This is a genomic window from Brevibacillus sp. MER 51, from assembly GCF_023714195.1.
In the GTDB taxonomy this organism is placed as follows: domain Bacteria; phylum Bacillota; class Bacilli; order Brevibacillales; family Brevibacillaceae; genus Brevibacillus.
Genome location: NZ_JAMAUS010000029.1, coordinates 1 through 15360, shown reverse-complemented (window position 1 = coordinate 15360; position 15360 = coordinate 1). Strand labels below are relative to the sequence as shown.

Annotated in this window: 13 protein-coding genes; 4 read left to right on the top strand and 9 right to left on the bottom strand. The window is 47.6% G+C overall.

From position 1 onward, the window contains the following. Positions 1–3: 3 nt before the first annotated feature. Positions 4–1035 (bottom strand): LacI family DNA-binding transcriptional regulator, encoded by a 1032-nt coding sequence (locus M3630_RS29840; RefSeq protein ID WP_173608809.1) that lies wholly within the window; start codon positions 1033–1035, stop codon positions 4–6. Between the two features lie 338 nt (positions 1036–1373). Here M3630_RS29840 and M3630_RS29835 point away from each other — a divergent pair, with 338 nt between their 5' ends. Continuing rightward, complete coding sequence (locus M3630_RS29835; protein ID WP_251254589.1) at positions 1374–2426, top strand: 2,3-butanediol dehydrogenase; 1053 nt, start codon at positions 1374–1376, stop codon at positions 2424–2426. A 171-nt stretch (positions 2427–2597) separates the two neighbouring features. Here M3630_RS29835 and mleBRB read toward each other — a convergent pair whose 3' ends face one another. The 7 genes from mleBRB to M3630_RS29800 all read right to left on the bottom strand — a co-directional run bounded on the left by mleBRB (position 2598) and on the right by M3630_RS29800 (position 9648). Next, positions 2598–3443 carry a BRB family alpha/beta fold macrolide esterase gene (mleBRB, locus tag M3630_RS29830; RefSeq protein ID WP_251254588.1) on the bottom strand — a complete coding sequence of 282 codons (846 nt, stop codon included), beginning with the start codon at positions 3441–3443 and terminating at the stop codon, positions 2598–2600. Between the two features lie 100 nt (positions 3444–3543). Beyond that, the gene (locus M3630_RS29825; RefSeq protein WP_251254587.1) at positions 3544–3774 is read right to left on the bottom strand and encodes a hypothetical protein; all 231 of its coding nucleotides are present in this window, start codon (positions 3772–3774) and stop codon (positions 3544–3546) included. A gap of 233 nt (positions 3775–4007) precedes the next feature. Further along, the gene (locus M3630_RS29820; protein ID WP_251254586.1) at positions 4008–4409 is read right to left on the bottom strand and encodes a DoxX family protein; all 402 of its coding nucleotides are present in this window, start codon (positions 4407–4409) and stop codon (positions 4008–4010) included. Positions 4410–4557: 148 nt separating this feature from the next. Further along, positions 4558–5061, bottom strand: a complete 504-nt coding sequence (locus M3630_RS29815; protein WP_251254585.1) for a tellurite resistance TerB family protein — start codon at positions 5059–5061, stop codon at positions 4558–4560. 142 nt (positions 5062–5203) lie between these two features. Then, positions 5204–6586, bottom strand: coding sequence for a TraB/GumN family protein (locus M3630_RS29810; protein WP_251254584.1), 1383 nt, complete (start codon positions 6584–6586; stop codon positions 5204–5206). A gap of 230 nt (positions 6587–6816) precedes the next feature. Further along, on the bottom strand, positions 6817–8289 hold the full coding sequence (locus tag M3630_RS29805) for an S-layer homology domain-containing protein (RefSeq protein ID WP_251254583.1): 1473 nt from the start codon (positions 8287–8289) through the stop codon (positions 6817–6819). A 162-nt stretch (positions 8290–8451) separates the two neighbouring features. Then, the gene (locus M3630_RS29800) at positions 8452–9648 is read right to left on the bottom strand and encodes a DUF418 domain-containing protein (protein WP_251254582.1); all 1197 of its coding nucleotides are present in this window, start codon (positions 9646–9648) and stop codon (positions 8452–8454) included. 203 nt (positions 9649–9851) lie between these two features. Between M3630_RS29800 and M3630_RS29795 the strand changes: the two genes are divergently transcribed. Then, the gene (locus M3630_RS29795; RefSeq protein ID WP_251254581.1) at positions 9852–10313 is read left to right on the top strand and encodes a GDSL-type esterase/lipase family protein; all 462 of its coding nucleotides are present in this window, start codon (positions 9852–9854) and stop codon (positions 10311–10313) included. A gap of 69 nt (positions 10314–10382) precedes the next feature. Here the strand turns inward: M3630_RS29795 and M3630_RS29790 are convergent, their stop codons facing one another. Next, positions 10383–11102, bottom strand: coding sequence for a metallophosphoesterase family protein (locus M3630_RS29790; RefSeq protein ID WP_251254580.1), 720 nt, complete (start codon positions 11100–11102; stop codon positions 10383–10385). A gap of 136 nt (positions 11103–11238) precedes the next feature. On the opposite strand from M3630_RS29790, the gene M3630_RS29785 reads away from it, so the two are divergent. Together M3630_RS29785 and M3630_RS29780 are read left to right on the top strand one after the other, a co-directional pair. Beyond that, on the top strand, positions 11239–14334 hold the full coding sequence (locus M3630_RS29785; protein ID WP_251254579.1) for a GNAT family N-acetyltransferase: 3096 nt from the start codon (positions 11239–11241) through the stop codon (positions 14332–14334). 14 nt (positions 14335–14348) lie between these two features. Continuing rightward, a complete protein-coding gene (locus M3630_RS29780) occupies positions 14349–15206 on the top strand; it encodes an amidohydrolase family protein (protein WP_251254578.1) in 858 nt (285 codons plus the stop codon). Positions 15207–15360 lie beyond the last annotated feature (154 nt).

The following is a 15360-nucleotide window of genomic DNA, read 5'->3' as shown; positions in this document are numbered from 1 at the left end:
GCCCTACGTATCCAATGGCGATTTACGAATAACCGCCACACTGGACTCCCTTACAATCAGCCTCGGCTCGAACTGTACGCGCTCAAACGCCCCTGCCCCCTGCTCACGAATCCGTTTCAGCAAAAGCTCTGTCGCCAGCCGTGCTACCTCTTCCCCCATGATCGAAACAGAGCTGATCTGCGGTGTCGTAATCGTCGTCCACACATTGTTGTCAATGCCCACGACAGCGACATCCTCTGGCACACGGACGCCGAGCTCCTTGAACCGATTCACAATCCCGATTGCCACCATGTCATTGACCGCATAGATAGCGTCCGGCATGTTTTTCAAGCTAAAAAAGTAATCAGCAGCACGAAGGCCCGTCTCAAACGAGAAGTCCTCACCGAAATACACCAGCGAGGGATCGACGTGCTGAAGCGACGCCTCATAGGCAAAATACCGTTCCTCGATCTTGTCCTTCGGCGCACCTGCGTAAGCGATTCGCGTACGACCAATTTTGATCAGATGCTCCATGACCAGTCGCCCTTCTTGACGGGCCATGCTGACAATATCTGCTTTCACATTGTCTTCGAGCTTTTTTCCATAGTTAATAATCGAAACGGGAACACTCGCTTTGTTAATCATCTGGACCAACGTCTTCGGATAGGCGAGCGGCATGATAATCAGCCCGTCTACATGCAGCTTTTTGACCTCACGCACAGTCTCAAGCTCCATTCGGGCATTTCCCGCTGTATTAATTTGTACGACGCGATAGCCATGCTGCTTGGCTGCTTGCTCAACCGACCAGGCGATATCCGGAATGATCGCATTGCGAATATCAGGGACAGCCAATGCGATTTGATAGGTTTGGCGCACCTTTAGACTTTGCGCGGAAGTGTTTGGAATAAAGCCCAGCTCATCGATGACGTCCAGAATCAACGCTTTCGTCTTCGGACTGATTCCCCCGCTGTCATTGATGGCCCTCGATACCGTTGCGATTCCTACGCCAGCCTTCTTCGCCACATCTTCTATTGTCACTTTATTTTTTGTATCCAACGCGTTGCTTTCCTTTCCATATCGGAATCGTTTTCAATCTTTCCGAGCTAAATGGTGTTTTCTTACCGCTATTATAGCATACACAAAACCAATGGTAACGAGGCTCGAGCAAAACATGGCGGACGACTTCGCACCTGTTGCACAACACCTATACATCCTTTCAACATAGCTAGAGTTAACATCCTCTCCTCCGACAATTGCATATCACCCCAACTCTTGCCTAGGAAATCAAATTGACAAGATCCTAAACTTATGACATATTAATTTTCGGAAACGTTTCCTATTTTACTTGCTGAATTTCATATATAGAATCCAAATCGAATGAGGAGATGGCAGATATGAAAGCGTTACGTTGGCACGGATTAAAAGACCTCCGTTTGGAAACCATTTCGGAACCGGTTGCGACCAAAGGTAAAGTGAAAATCAGAGTCGAGTGGTGCGGCATTTGCGGAAGCGACTTGCATGAATACGTGGCTGGCCCGATCTTCATCCCACAAGGAACTGAACATCCACTAACAGGCGAAAAAGCCCCGATTGTGATGGGACATGAATTTTCCGGACAAGTGGTGCAAATCGGAGAAGGCGTAACCACTATCCAGGTTGGCGATCGCGTCGTTGTCGAGCCGGTTTTCGCTTGCGGAACATGCGCTGCGTGCAGACAAGGCAAATACAATCTTTGTGAAAAAATGGGCTTCCTCGGTCTCGCAGGCGGCGGTGGCGGCTTTTCGGAATACGTGGCTTGCGATGAGCACATGGTCCACAAAATCCCAGACAGCCTCTCCTATGAGCAAGGCGCTCTTGTCGAGCCATCTGCCGTGGCCCTTTATGCAGTCCGTTCAAGTCAGTTGAAAGCTGGTGACAAAGCTGTCGTATTCGGTGCCGGTCCCATTGGCTTGCTTGTCATCGAAGCATTAAAAGCAGCAGGAGCGGCTGAGATTTATGCAGTAGAGCTGTCCCCCGAACGTAAAAACAAGGCAGCTGAGCTGGGCGCCATCGTTATCGATCCAAAAGAATACGATGTAGTCCAAGAAATTCACAACCGGACAAACGGTGGCGCAGATATCGCCTTTGAAGTCACAGGCGTACCTCCTGTCCTCACGCAAGCCATCGAATCTACCAAAATCGCTGGACAAATCATGATCGTCAGCATCTTCGAAAGAGAAGCGCCAATCAAGCCAAATCACATCGTCATGAAAGAACGCAACATGACAGGTATCATTGGCTACCGTGACGTATTCCCTGCCGTCATCAGCCTGATGGAAAAGGGCTTCTTCCCGGCAGACAAGCTTGTCACCCAGCGCATCAAGCTCGACGACATCATGGAGAATGGTTTTGAAGCACTGCTGAAAGAGAAAAACCAGGTAAAAATCCTCGTTAGCCCGAGAGCATAACCGAAAACGATTCCATAAATATCGTGCTTTTTCCTTCCACACAAGGAAATATGCCATGCCGCTACAAAAAACGGAGAGAAAGCAGGAGTAATTCCTGTTTTCCGCTCCGTTTTTTTCTCGTTATTCTCTTCGTTTTTTAGCCTTGCGCTCTGCGAAGAGGAGCAAGTGTCATTACGCTTCCTTTTCTTGTGTATGCTTCAAAATTGCTTCGATGACGACATCCCAATCCCCACGCGGAAGCTCATGCCCTGTCCCTTCCAACGTAAGCAAGACTGCTCCCGGAATGGTGTTCGCAAGATGTAATGCATGCGCGAAAGGGATGAGCATGTCTTCTGTACCGTGAATCACAAGTGCTGGTACAGCGATTTCCGCTGTCCGCAACAAGTACGGTTCACTGGCTGTCACGAAGGCGTGGTTGTTTCTACTCGCATAATGGTTGCTTCTGGCCATATCGATTTGGGCCAACTCACGAACGCGCTGCTCGTCAAAAGGATGTTTGGAACCACTGAGAACTTTCCAACTCGCAACCGCCGCCTCTAACGCCTCCTGCTCATCCTCCCAGTTGATCTCCCCTATCTTGCTGAAAAACTCTGTCAGCTTCTCATCGATTGGTGGTAGGCCAGGAGCAAAATTGGACGTTGCGTGCAATGTGATGGTACGAACTCTTTCGGGATGTCGCAATGCAATCATTTGTGTCAACATTCCGCCCATCGACATACCAACGAAGTGCGCCTGCTGTACGCCGAATGCATCAAGGACGTGAACAGCGTCATCCGCCATATCTTCAAACGCATAACCTGGATGACCAACCTCGTAGGTCGTGGAGCGCCCGACATCCCGATTATCAAAACGAATAACAAAGCGTCCCGCGTCTGCTAGTCGCTGACAAAATTCTTCCTCCCACCAAAGCATGGACATTTGTGCTCCCATAATCAGCAAAACCGCCGGATCTGTGGGCTTCCCAAAGCCTTCCGCACATATTTCTACACCGTTTCTTTTTAAGATCTGTTCTGCCATTGTATGTTTTCCTCCTCAACGAACTGAAATAAAAAAACACAGGCTAGGCTGCCTGTGCTTACGTCATCGAAAAAAGAAGAAGAAACGAAACCCATGTACATCAGATTCCAGCATCTGATCGTTCAGGATTGGTTCCATTCTCTTCACAGATCATGCAAATAGAGGGGGCATCACGCTTGCTTGCCTTCCTCACTCCTATTTGTCCATGATTCAATTGGGTTACCATAGCGGCAATCCATTTTCCGATTCGTATGCACACAACATAGCCTTTTCTCGCTATTTCATCGATTGTGTTGTGCGAATAAAGTATCGAAAAATTAATTTGCCACACGTAACCCTCCGTCCCTGATAAGTTGTGATCATCCTACCACATGCTTTTTCATCTGTCAACGATTGGCAGTTTATATGATTGTTCGTATCCCTGGTCCTGCAAAAATCGTCTCAATGTCTCGGTGTAAGCCTCATCTCGACGAATTGATCACATGGCTGCTTGGAAAGAATCTGGTCATACGTGATAATGAAGCAGGATGCCGACGCGAAGCTCACGAAGAAGACCTGTGTTTATTATTTTTCTTCTTTGGCAGCGGAAAGCAGCTTTCGCACCCTCTCATCCCGCAGCCACAATCCGCCCCACATCAAAATCGCGAGGTAGACAGCAAACAGCGTATGGGAAAAGAGCGGGGCATCGACACGGATCTGGGTAGCAATGACCCCACCAAAAAATCCAGTCAACAGAAGCGCACCCAAAACTGCTGTCCGGGGTATAGCATACAACACCGTTGATACAAGGGCGAGAATTCCAATCACGCCAATGTGATGCTCCGCATAGCCGAGTACGAGGGTTCCCTCTATGACAGGAGCAGGCTGGATGAGTTTGAATACACCGTCAAAAAGCATAAAAAGAATGACAAGTCCGCTCATAATCCGTGCAATCCACAGACGTGTTTTAGAAATTTGATTCCGCATCGGGATCCCACCTTTCATTTTTTCCTAAGCAGATCGTAACACAAATAAAACGATAGCATTTCTTCTGAATTGCTATTTTGGGGGATGTCTTTTTCTAAAAACGAAAAAAACCTTCTCAAATGAGAAGGTTTTGAATTCGTATCATGGATTAAACCGGAAGGGTAACTCTGTAACCCGGTTGGTTCTTTGGATGGTTTTGATTCAAGAACACACCACGGTCATTTTTCAACACAATTACTTCAAAGAAAGGACGGAAACGATCCTCCGAAATACCAAACGCAGTCAAGAATTTGCCAAACAGCTCTTGCTCTTCACGCTCAGGTTGGCCATCTGCCAGGGAAGAATCGATCAGGTTGACCAGGATGCACATTTTTTGAGCGTCTGTGAGCATTGGCGTTACTTCGCTCAAGAATTTCTCAATGGAGTTTTTGCGTGTATATTTCATTGCGTTTTCGAGCAACTGTCTGTTATTGGCACCTACGCCAATCACGCCGTTGCTTTCTTCGCCACCCAATACAGCGAGCAATTGACCGATTTCCTCGTGGTCCATTTCTCCATCCGATTTCATCATGTAGAGCAAGGAACATGCAAACCCAAAATGAGGGGTCATTTCTTCCCCTTTATCCGTTTTAAACATATCAAACAAACCCACGCAAAATACCTCCTATGTAAGACAAGATAGTATAATTTTACTATTCGCTGGATAATGTTAGCAACACTTGTCAGGGTAATCAATTTTTCGGCAAACAAAAAAGAAGTGCCAGCCTGCCCGCCGACACCTCCTATCCCAGCTCTTATTGCAATTGTTGCACGTGATAGCCCTTGGCTTTCAAATGATCGATAACCATGCCTTTCATCGAGAAGTGGGCAGCACCGACCACGACAAAAGAAGTCGTTTCCCCTTTTTTCTCCAACACTTCTGCCAGTTTTATAGCCATGTTTTTATCTCGCTCACCGAGCAGACGCTGGTTCACATCGCCTTCACCGAAATCGCCATGCGTCGTCATGATCTGGGTAAAGCCATTCAGATCTCCTTCTACCCATTCCGTCTGCATGTCTTTTAAGAGATTTGTGCCTTCCTCCAGCCCTTTTTCGGTCATAGCGCTATCTAAAATAATGTTCAATTCTTTCTCCTGCTGCTCTGCTGGTACATCTGACAGCAAGTCCGCTTGCAGCTTTATGCCTTCCAGCTCTTTGATCGGCTTCTCATCCAGCATCGCCTTCGTCAGGAAGTACCTGTCGATGCCGGTTAGCATCGCGAATTGAACATCTGTATCGCTGTCTACGTAGCCAAGCGTTGGCACAGATAACGAAATAGCAAAGGGCTTGTAGGCATCAAAAGAATTGGCTGGCAGTTGCAGCTTGGCAAGCAAGTTTTGCACCTTTTGGTACGTCTCGGCGGATACATGATCCTTCAATGTGGTGCCATCCGCGTATACCATCTTTTGTGTTAAATAGTCATTGTCACCGTTGATAATATCTGCTTCGACCCACAGTTCATCCGACGCTTCATACGCTTCCCGGATGTCTTTTTGCATCGGGTACATATCTGCGATACCCATGTGGATCGAGCCGAGCAAGTACATGGTGTTTTTGCCGTTGGTCACTTTCCACATAAGACCTTCGGCACCACCGCCAACCGTATCGTATGCGAACTCGACCAGTCGGCTCGCCATCACCGTCGCTTGTTCAACCGTGCTTGGCTGATTCAGCTCGAGACCTGCGCTCGTCCCTTTGACCAGGCCTTTTTTCTTCATGTAGTCAATCGGGTTATCCCCGGTCATTTCGAATGCTGCTGGCAGTTCGTAGTTCGCCAGGAGTTTGTACAAAGAAGTAATGACCGCTTCTCTCGTAATCACCTTATCCGTCGGAGTGGACAAGGAAGCGTTCTTTTTCTTCAATCCCAGAAGATCCAGCTTTTTCGCCGTTCCTTCCATCAAGGTAAGAAACTTCTCAGCAGGAATCGATTGCTGAAATGAATCGTCTTCATACCAAGCCAGTGGAAAAATTCCGTATTTCTCCCCTTCGTTCAACGTGGTCACCGACCAAGAGCTGATTGCGGGAGCTACGGAAGTTTGCCCGTGAACTGGAAGCACATACCCTAGCAAAAGCGCCAAGCTGAGTGCACCTGTACCCGCCCAGCGAGTCAGTTTGCTCCAGCGTTTGTTTAATTTCATGAAACTTTCCCCTCTCGATTCTAAGCTGAATGATTTTATGCCATTCTGTCTTAGTGGTAGATTATACCACAACTTTCTGGAAGAGATAACCGAATGATAGAAAAGAATAGAAAATAAGACCATTTTCACTATACATAAAAAGCAGCGACTCTGATCGTCAGGATCATGTTCATCACTATAAAAAAACTCACCCTCTATTTTACAGGAGGGTGAGTCCTTTTTCGAAATCATTACTTCATGGATGCTTCTTCAATTTCTTTATACGCCCAATGACCAGGTACGACATCCGGCCATCTTTGCGGGCCAGCTTGGTTCTGTGGCACACGATTCAACACGCGATTGAGAATCGTTACGGCTTCGGCACGCGTCAGCGCTTTCTCTGGCTGGAAGGTGCCATCGGGGTAACCTGTCATGTAACCTTTTGCAACAACCGCTGCAATGATTGGAGATGACCAGTGATCTCCCCTCACATCAAAAAAGGCAGTTCCTCCTCCCGCACCTTGCAAAGCCTTGTATTTATAGATGACCGCGGCTATTTCCGCTCGGGTAATGTTGGCCGATGGACGGAATGTGCCGTCCGGGTAGCCGCTCATCATACCCGCCGCACTTGCTTGATGAATCGGATTTGCTGCCCAGTAGTTGTCTGCTACATCGAAGAACCTTCCCTTATTCGCAGAAGACTGGCTCACCATTTCAGCGTTCAGTAAAATGGCAGCCATCTCCGCACGTGTCACCGTGCGATCCGGTTGAAACGTTCCGTCAGGATAGCCATTGATATAGCCACGTTGGCTCTTGCTTTTCTTATTGGTTGCAGGGCGCTCCTCTTTCTTATCTGTAGAGCTGCCTCCAGTGAAAAAGCTGTTTGTCGGCGTGGTATAGGAACCTTTTTTACGGTCTTTGTCCCGATCCCGGTCTCTGTCCCGATGCTTGTCATCTTCCAGATCTCTCCATGCTTTCTTCAAATCGTACAGAGCATCGTCTACCTCCGACTGCGTAGCATGTGGATCGTCAATGACATCCCATGCATGTTCGAGTGCATCTTCCAAATCACGCCAGCTTGATCTGGTGTAGTCGTCTTCATCCAAGTCTTTTTTCTCGATCTCTTCCACTTTGGCTCTCAATTCTCTTTTATAGACCGCGTCATCTTGTTTCTTCAAATCTTGTCTCGCTTTGATTAGTTTCTCAAGGGAAACATCTACGACAATCTGGCTCGCATGCGGATCATCCAGCACAAAGTAAGCCTGCGCCAGTCTATTCTGCAGTTCTTTCCAGCTGGCCCTCGTGTAGTCTTTTTCTTGCAGCTTTTCCACTGCAATTTCCTCTACTTTCGCTTGCAGTTTACTCTTGTCGACTGCACTTTCTTGCTTCTTCAGCCCTTCTCTTGCTATGACTAACACGGACAAGGCACCATCGATTTCTGCTTGGGTGACATTTGGCTTCGTCAGTACCGCTTTTGCAGCATCCAATGCATACACCAGCTTGCTCCAACTGTCGGGCGTATATTTTTCCTGGATCAAATTCTCGGCGTTAATTTCATTGACTTTTCCTTGTAAGTGATGAAGATCTACAGTGGTTTCTACCGCGGCAGGTGTTTCCTCTGCACTTGCTGCTTGGCTTACAGGCACGAATATGGATGCTTGGAAGATCAAGCAAAAGAGGCTAAAGAAAACAAGACTCGTTACGGCTCTGTGAAAACGTCCCAATTCCCATCCTCCGTTCTTTACGATGATCCATCTGATCACCTTTTTCCAATCATTTACATTGTATGATGGAGACCGATAAGAGGATTCATATTTTTAGAGGCCAGAAATGAAACAAAAACCAAGTAGCCAATAGAGCAGCTGCTTGGTTTTTATTTTCTGGTACTAAGCAGAAATAGGTTTTTCCGGGCGTTGCTTGGTCTTGCCGGAGAACGAAAAATTCGTCCACATACGCAATAGTCGTTCCACTGGACCATAACGGAATCGTTTTAGATACAGTGGGCTTAAAAAAAGCTGTCCCAAATAAATCACGATCGCCAATCCGCAACCAGCCAATACTCCGATCTTTCCGAACCATCCGAGTCCATATCCATAGAAAATCGTCGTACAAATGACCGTTTGCAAAAGGTAATTCGTTAAAGAGAGTTTTCCTACGGCTTCAAACCTTGGCAGCCAAGTTGATTCCGTACTACTGGAAAAGAACCAAGCAAAGGCGAAAATGTAACCAATGGCAAGAATGGATTCCCCCGTTATATCACCGACGCCACTCCACCAAGTTCCCGGCAAATACACATGTAGTGCTTTTAACAAAAGTCCTGCTGGCAAGAAAATCAGCATGTTTCGGAGATACGAGGTTCGTTCTTCCTCTGGCTTCTCGAACCACCTGCGCTTCGCAGCAAACATCCCAAAAAGGAACATGGGTGCGCTCATAAGCGGCGCGATCAACAGTAAAACAAACATCATGTATTCTGGCAAACCAAGCGGATCTTCACTGTTTCTGTGATGCACGATCTCCTCGTATGTTCCCGTGCCATAGACAGTCATGGTTTTGACCACATATGCCTCCATACGGGCAGGATCGGTAATACTCGCAGGATCATTCGGATCATCTGGCACAAGCCCCATTAAGCTGATGAGGCAGAGCAAGACAATCCCCCAAATGAGCAAAGTTTTCGGTTTACGGTTCATGAACAGCAACAAAAAGAAGCCCATCAAGCCATAAAACCCCAAGATATCCCCTTCCCACAGGAAATACGAATGAAGGAAACCAAGTCCGATCAGCATCAAAAACCTGCGGGTAAGGTAGCGTTTTTGTCTCAAGCCTTTTGCGGCCAAGCTTTGCTGCATCTTGATCATGCCAAAACCAAACATGAAGGTAAAAATCGGCATAAAGCTGCCTTCCACAAATATTTTCACAAGCTGATAAGCAGTCATTTCATAATCGGGAAGAACGTACAAATCCATTTCTTGGCTTCCCCAAATCCCATACTGGAAAATCAGCATATTCGCCAGCAAAATCCCTACTAAACTAAATCCCCGCAAGCCATCGATGATGCGAACGCGGTTCTGCCTTAGCTCCATGACTATCACCTCAAGCCTGATTGTAACGGGCTAAGCTTAATGGCTTCTAAATCGCACCTTATCGTTACCTTACTATTACATTTAACGCGACTTGGGTATGGTGGACGATCAGGAGAACTTCAACTGATTTTGATCTCATCTGCACCCGATATTGAACCGCGTTCAGGCACAGTGTTTTCCTTGGTGATTCCATCCTGGGGGCGTTGTCCTATCTGAACAAAGTGGATGCGGCCAATGTTATCGCCCCGAGCGGCGCGACGCTCTCTCTCGCCCTCATGAATGTCGAGAAACTCGCCAGCCGGGCACCAGAGCATGTTTTCATTTTGCTGGGCAGCAATGACATTCGGTTGTCGGACAAGCAGGAATTCGTCGAGAGCTATCGACAGCTGATCGGCAGCATCCGGAACAAGCTGCCGAAGGCCAAGCTCCACATCCTGTCGATCCCGCCAGTCGCCGGGGAAGCCCGAATGCAAGTGCCGCAGTATGCGAACATTACGGACTTCAACCAAGTGCTTGAACAGTTGGCCGATGAAATCAAAGTCGATTACCTGGACTTGGCACACCTCTTCGCCACCAACAAAATCCAGTACGCGGACAACGGTGTTCACTTCAAGCCGCAATTCTATCCGCTGCTCCTGGACTACTTGAAGGGGCTTGTAAAGTAGGAAAATGGCCGGTTAGTTGGCAAACATCAAACAGCCCCCACCTTTTAATTAGGGCAGGGGCTGCGTATTTTAGCATTTTACAAAGTGGTTCTTGTATCCTTCCATATTGATTTCCAGCGCATTTAGTTGCCCGCCAGAATAGCCACACCCGCCATCTATTCCTATTTTATCACCTTCTGTTGAATACCAAATTTGATTGGGTGCTGTATTCGATTTTATTCTTGAAGTTGGGGTATGTCCAAATATGACAACTTTGTCAATGCCTGTTGGACTTTCTATAAAATCCTCACCAATCCAGACAAAATCAGAAGGTGTTGTTTCTCGCCAATTCCTTGGACGAACTCCTGCATGTACAAAAATATGTCCTTCATCTTCAAAGTAATAAGGCAAATGATTAATAAAATCAATTTCTTCTTTGCGCTCTACTTTAAGTGTTCTTTTAACAAGCTCTATGTCGTTAAAAACTGAATCATCAACACCTTGAAGAAAACTATCTATTGCGTTCATACCACCCATTTTATGTAAAAAAAATAAATCAAAGGAAGGGTTCCGAGAGTCCAAAAATTCAATCAAAGAATATTCATGATTCCCCATTAACGCAATTGCCTCTTCTTCCTCCACCATTCTTTTAATCTCTGAAACAACTTTTAGAGATTCAGGTCCTCTACTGATATAATCTCCAATAAAAATAACCTGGTCCTGTATAGGCTTATAATTTATTTTTTCCAGTAGCTGCTGAAGTACATGAAAATATCCATGGATATCACCAATAATCAGTTTCCGTTTCATAGCTACCCCCTTCCTGCTTCCCCTTATTATCTCATATTCAGATTCTTTTTCCGAAAACTAGCAACAATTCTTTCAATCAAACGTACAACTCATATAAGATACAGAATTTAACAATGTAATCGAGGTGTTAACAAGCATGGAAGCATCAATCTCAATTGTCACCTACCGCCCTGAGCTGGCCGCAGCGGTCGCAGATATGTGGAATGCCAGCCGAGATAGCTGGGGAGGCGGAAATTCGATTACGACAGCCGAACAAATCAGACAAGAAGAAGCAGCCTCTGACGCTATCACTGTTTATCTCGCAATGGAAGGTGAAACGGTCGTTGGTTATTGCAGTCTGGCAGAATATCGGGAAGATACCGGCGCCCTCTACATCCCGTTGCTCAATGTACGTCCCGACTATCACGGAAAAAAGGTCGGCAGGATGCTGCTTTCATGTGCACTGGAAAAAACGATTGAGCTCGGCTGGCCGCGACTTGATCTGTATACATGGGCGGGAAACACGAAGGCTGTTCCGTTGTATAAGAAGTTCGGCTTTTTCTGGGAAGACCGGGACGACGCCACTCACCTAATGAACATGATTCCTTCTGTGCTCCGTACCGAGGCGATCGCCCATTATTTTGAGGAGCTTGACTGGTATCAGGACTCCACGCGACAGATCGTCGTAGAGCCAGACGGACGCAAGGAAAACGGCTTTGATTACTTCACCTACTCCTGGGTAAAAGGAGACAAGAGCTTGCGCGTGGAGTTTGAGCGGCGCGGCAGAGGCATGCGCCTCATTGAGACGGAAGATTATCACGTGTCTGCCGAAGTGGAAAAGCTGGAGCTGGTCTTTGGACGGGAGTATCAGATTCACTATCGGATCGTCAACAAATCAGGCAAGCCGTTACAGATTTCGTTAAACGGGCAACCGAGCGACACGATCCGCTTTGGTTATCAGCACGAGCTGGCTGTGACAGGGGAAACCACGCTGTCCGCAACCTTTTTTGTCGATCCAATCACAGAAGAGCAAAGCATCTGGCGCACGCACCCGCGTGTCTGCACCCACCTGCTGATCAACGGCAAGGCAGCGCTGTTTGAGGTCGGAATCCTTCCCAAGTTTCCTGCTACCCTTTCCTTGCATGTACCAGGCCTCTCTTATCCGGGGCAGACAAAGCTGTTTTATTTGGACGTGGAAAACAATTTTGCGGAAGAAGCCCAATTTGCATTCGAGCTGCCCGCTTGCTCATTTTTTGACTTACAAGAGCAACGCCACACTTTGAAACTGTCTGGCAAAGAGCGCATGTCGCTTCCGCTTAACGCTGATCTGTATGAACACGGCTTTTACGAAGCCAACGTACAGGTGGAGGCAAAGCTCGCAGATGGCAGATCAGTTTCTTTTGCCAAAAAAATTGGGGCTGCCTTCACGGGACTTGGTGCGATGGTGTCGGGAGAAACGGAACAAGCTTGGCAAGTGTACCATGGCCGCCATATGCTCTACTTGAACAAAGAAGATAATGAAATGACCGTTGTTGGCGGGACAGGTGGCGAGCCAACCAATCTCCTCTATCCCAAGCTCGGCAAGCCTTTTTCCAGCGAGTTCTCGAAGAAACGTGCCGAGAAAGTTGAATTTATCGCAGAAAAAGGAGCGATCGGAATCCGTGCGACGTATCACTCCAGTGCATTCGCGCAAATAGCGTTGGTTAGCAAAACACTCCTGTTCGGAGATGGCACTGTGGAACACGGGGTGGAGATAGAAAATCATTCTGCTGACAAGCTGGCTGCTGAGCTGTGGCTAAACCAGGGCTTTCATCACAGTTTTTATCGCCCCATTGTGCCTTACCAAGGCCGTTATGTTGAAACACCATCCTCCTATGGTAGCGATATGGATTATTGGGATGCTGAGTTAGTCAGTGAAAACTGGCTGTTTACACAGGATGAGTCGGCCCCATGGGGAATGTGCTGGCCTCCTGAATACCGTTTTGACATTCAAGGCTGGTACGTGACACTTGAAACCAATCTCGGCATGCTTGCTCCACATGAAAAAAAATCGTTTGGCCCGATTTACTTTTCGCATGGGGGCTATGCTGACTGGAAAGAGTTTCGTGCCTTTGCCCGTAAGGAACCACTGCCAGCAGACTTGATCTTGACCTCTCACCTGGAGTTGAGTGCCAATGGGCAAAATCCGTTTGTCACAAGTAAGGACCTGGATGTACAGGTGAAAGAATACAAGCAGCAGTACTTGGACGGAGAACTGATGGCATCTCTTTTGAGTGAGTCTGCTTCCGGACAAACGCAGAGCTTTACTGAAGATGAAGAAGAGACGGAATCTGGCTTCTCCTTCAAGACGCCGGAAAAACCATATGACCTCGTGCAAGTAGAGGGACGTTTTGCTACGCATGTGTCGCATTTGCAGAGCGCGATTTTCCCAATTGGTCAAGGCAAGGTCATCCAGGAACAAACAGTGGAAGAGGGGCAACAGGTCTATATCGCCGACAATGGACGATTGCGGATCAAAGCCGCTCCTGATTTTGCTCCGACACTCTACTCGCTCACAAGCAATGGACAGGAGTGGCTGGATAGCTCCTTCCCTGAGCGGAAACCGAAATCTTGGTGGAATCCGTGGACAGGTGGAATCGGCAATTATATTGAGGAGTTAAGCGCGTTTTCCCTGGTTAAGGAAGAGCGTACTGCATCCTTTGTCGAGCTAATTGACAACAGGCAAAATGCGTGGCAGGGAATCAAGGTGAGCTACCATGTGAAAAAGCAGGAGAAGTATCGCGGGTTGACTTGCCATCAGTATTACTTGCTGCTGCCAGGGGTACCTGTCCTCTGCCATACCATAGAAATCGAGCAGAATACTGGAACCTACTTTGCTGGCAAGGAATTGTCCACGGACATCTTTTTGCAGCCAGGAACCGAAGACGAGGCGGTATGGCTGAAAACCGTCGGTACGAATGGAGAGGAGCTCAACTACATGCTGGCACAAGGTGAATTGGATGTCCTTGAAGTTTCTGATTATGTCCTCGGGCGCGCTAACAGCAGGGATCAAATGCATATCGTTACTGACCTCGATACTGCGGACCTCCAAGTATACGCAAACAAAGAAGTAGCGGTAGCTTCTGTCATACGCGAGCTGAATCTGCCAAACAACAGCACGACCTTTACTCCACCTGTCTTTTTCCTGTTTGCCGACAACACGCTTCCATCCAATGCCTTATCTGACTTACGTGCGATACGCTTTGCCAAATAAGGGAGGGCTTCACAATGAAAACCATAGATGCGCACATGCATTTATCCCATATCGAGGAATTCAAGCGGACAGCGGCAGAAAAGTCGTTTGTCGATTACTCCGTTGCCGGCCTCTTGCAAGAATATGCCGAGAATGGCGTGATTCTTGGGATAGGCATGGGCTTGACAGAGACTCAGCCAGACGGCTTTCCCGATGTGGATGCGGTCACTCCCATGGGACTAGACCTGACAGACGAGTTGCCGCCACAGTTCGTCTATTGCCTGGGAATCAACCCGTTCAAGCTGGATGAAGCCGCAGTGGCACGCTTGGAAGCTGACCTGCAAAAACCCAATGTGGTCGGGTTGAAAATCTATCTGGGCTACTATCCCTTCTACGCCTATGATAGCGTCTATGATCCCGTCTATGCGCTCGCAGCCAAATACCAGGTGCCTGTCGTCTTTCACACCGGCGATACGTACTCAGAGCGCGGGCTCTTAAAATACTCCCACCCTCTCACACTGGACGAGGTGGCGGTGAAACATCGAGACGTCAATTTCATGATGGCCCATTTTGGTGATCCGTGGGTACTCGATGGGGCAGAGGTCGTTTATAAAAACCGAAACATGTTTGCAGATCTCTCCGGCTTAATGATCGGTGACGCAGCCAATTGCAAGCGACTTTCGGAATCCCCCCTCTTCTTCTCCCATCTGCGACACGCAATCACCTATTGTGATCATTACGACAAGTTTTTGTTCGGAACAGACTGGCCGTTGGCGCCAGTGAAGTCGTATATCCAGTTTGTACAGGACCTAATCCCAACGGAGTATCACGAGGATGTGTTTTACAAGACAGCATTGAAGGTGTTTCCCAAAATCAAGCCGTTGGTTGAGTAGACAATACAAATCCCATGTCTCTTCCTCATGAAGTGACCCAGTAAATTGAGACAAGGAAAAAGCACCTCCTGAATCGTATTCCAAATATGATTCTAAGGAGGTGCTTCTTTAATGGGCACAAGAGTGCATTACCCAGAAGAAGTAAAATGGCAAG

What these genes read in the sequence shown, in the direction of transcription:
- M3630_RS29820 (WP_251254586.1), bottom strand. Translation starts at nt 4,409, where the DNA reads ATGCGGAATCAAATTTCTAAAACACGTCTGTGGATTGCACGGATTATG.
- M3630_RS29780 (WP_251254578.1), top strand. Translation starts at nt 14,349, where the DNA reads ATGAAAACCATAGATGCGCACATGCATTTATCCCATATCGAGGAATTC.
- M3630_RS29790 (WP_251254580.1), bottom strand. Translation starts at nt 11,102, where the DNA reads ATGAAACGGAAACTGATTATTGGTGATATCCATGGATATTTTCATGTA.
- M3630_RS29835 (WP_251254589.1), top strand. Translation starts at nt 1,374, where the DNA reads ATGAAAGCGTTACGTTGGCACGGATTAAAAGACCTCCGTTTGGAAACC.
- M3630_RS29800 (WP_251254582.1), bottom strand. Translation starts at nt 9,648, where the DNA reads ATGGAGCTAAGGCAGAACCGCGTTCGCATCATCGATGGCTTGCGGGGA.
- M3630_RS29785 (WP_251254579.1), top strand. Translation starts at nt 11,239, where the DNA reads ATGGAAGCATCAATCTCAATTGTCACCTACCGCCCTGAGCTGGCCGCA.
- mleBRB (WP_251254588.1), bottom strand. Translation starts at nt 3,443, where the DNA reads ATGGCAGAACAGATCTTAAAAAGAAACGGTGTAGAAATATGTGCGGAA.
- M3630_RS29810 (WP_251254584.1), bottom strand. Translation starts at nt 6,586, where the DNA reads ATGAAATTAAACAAACGCTGGAGCAAACTGACTCGCTGGGCGGGTACA.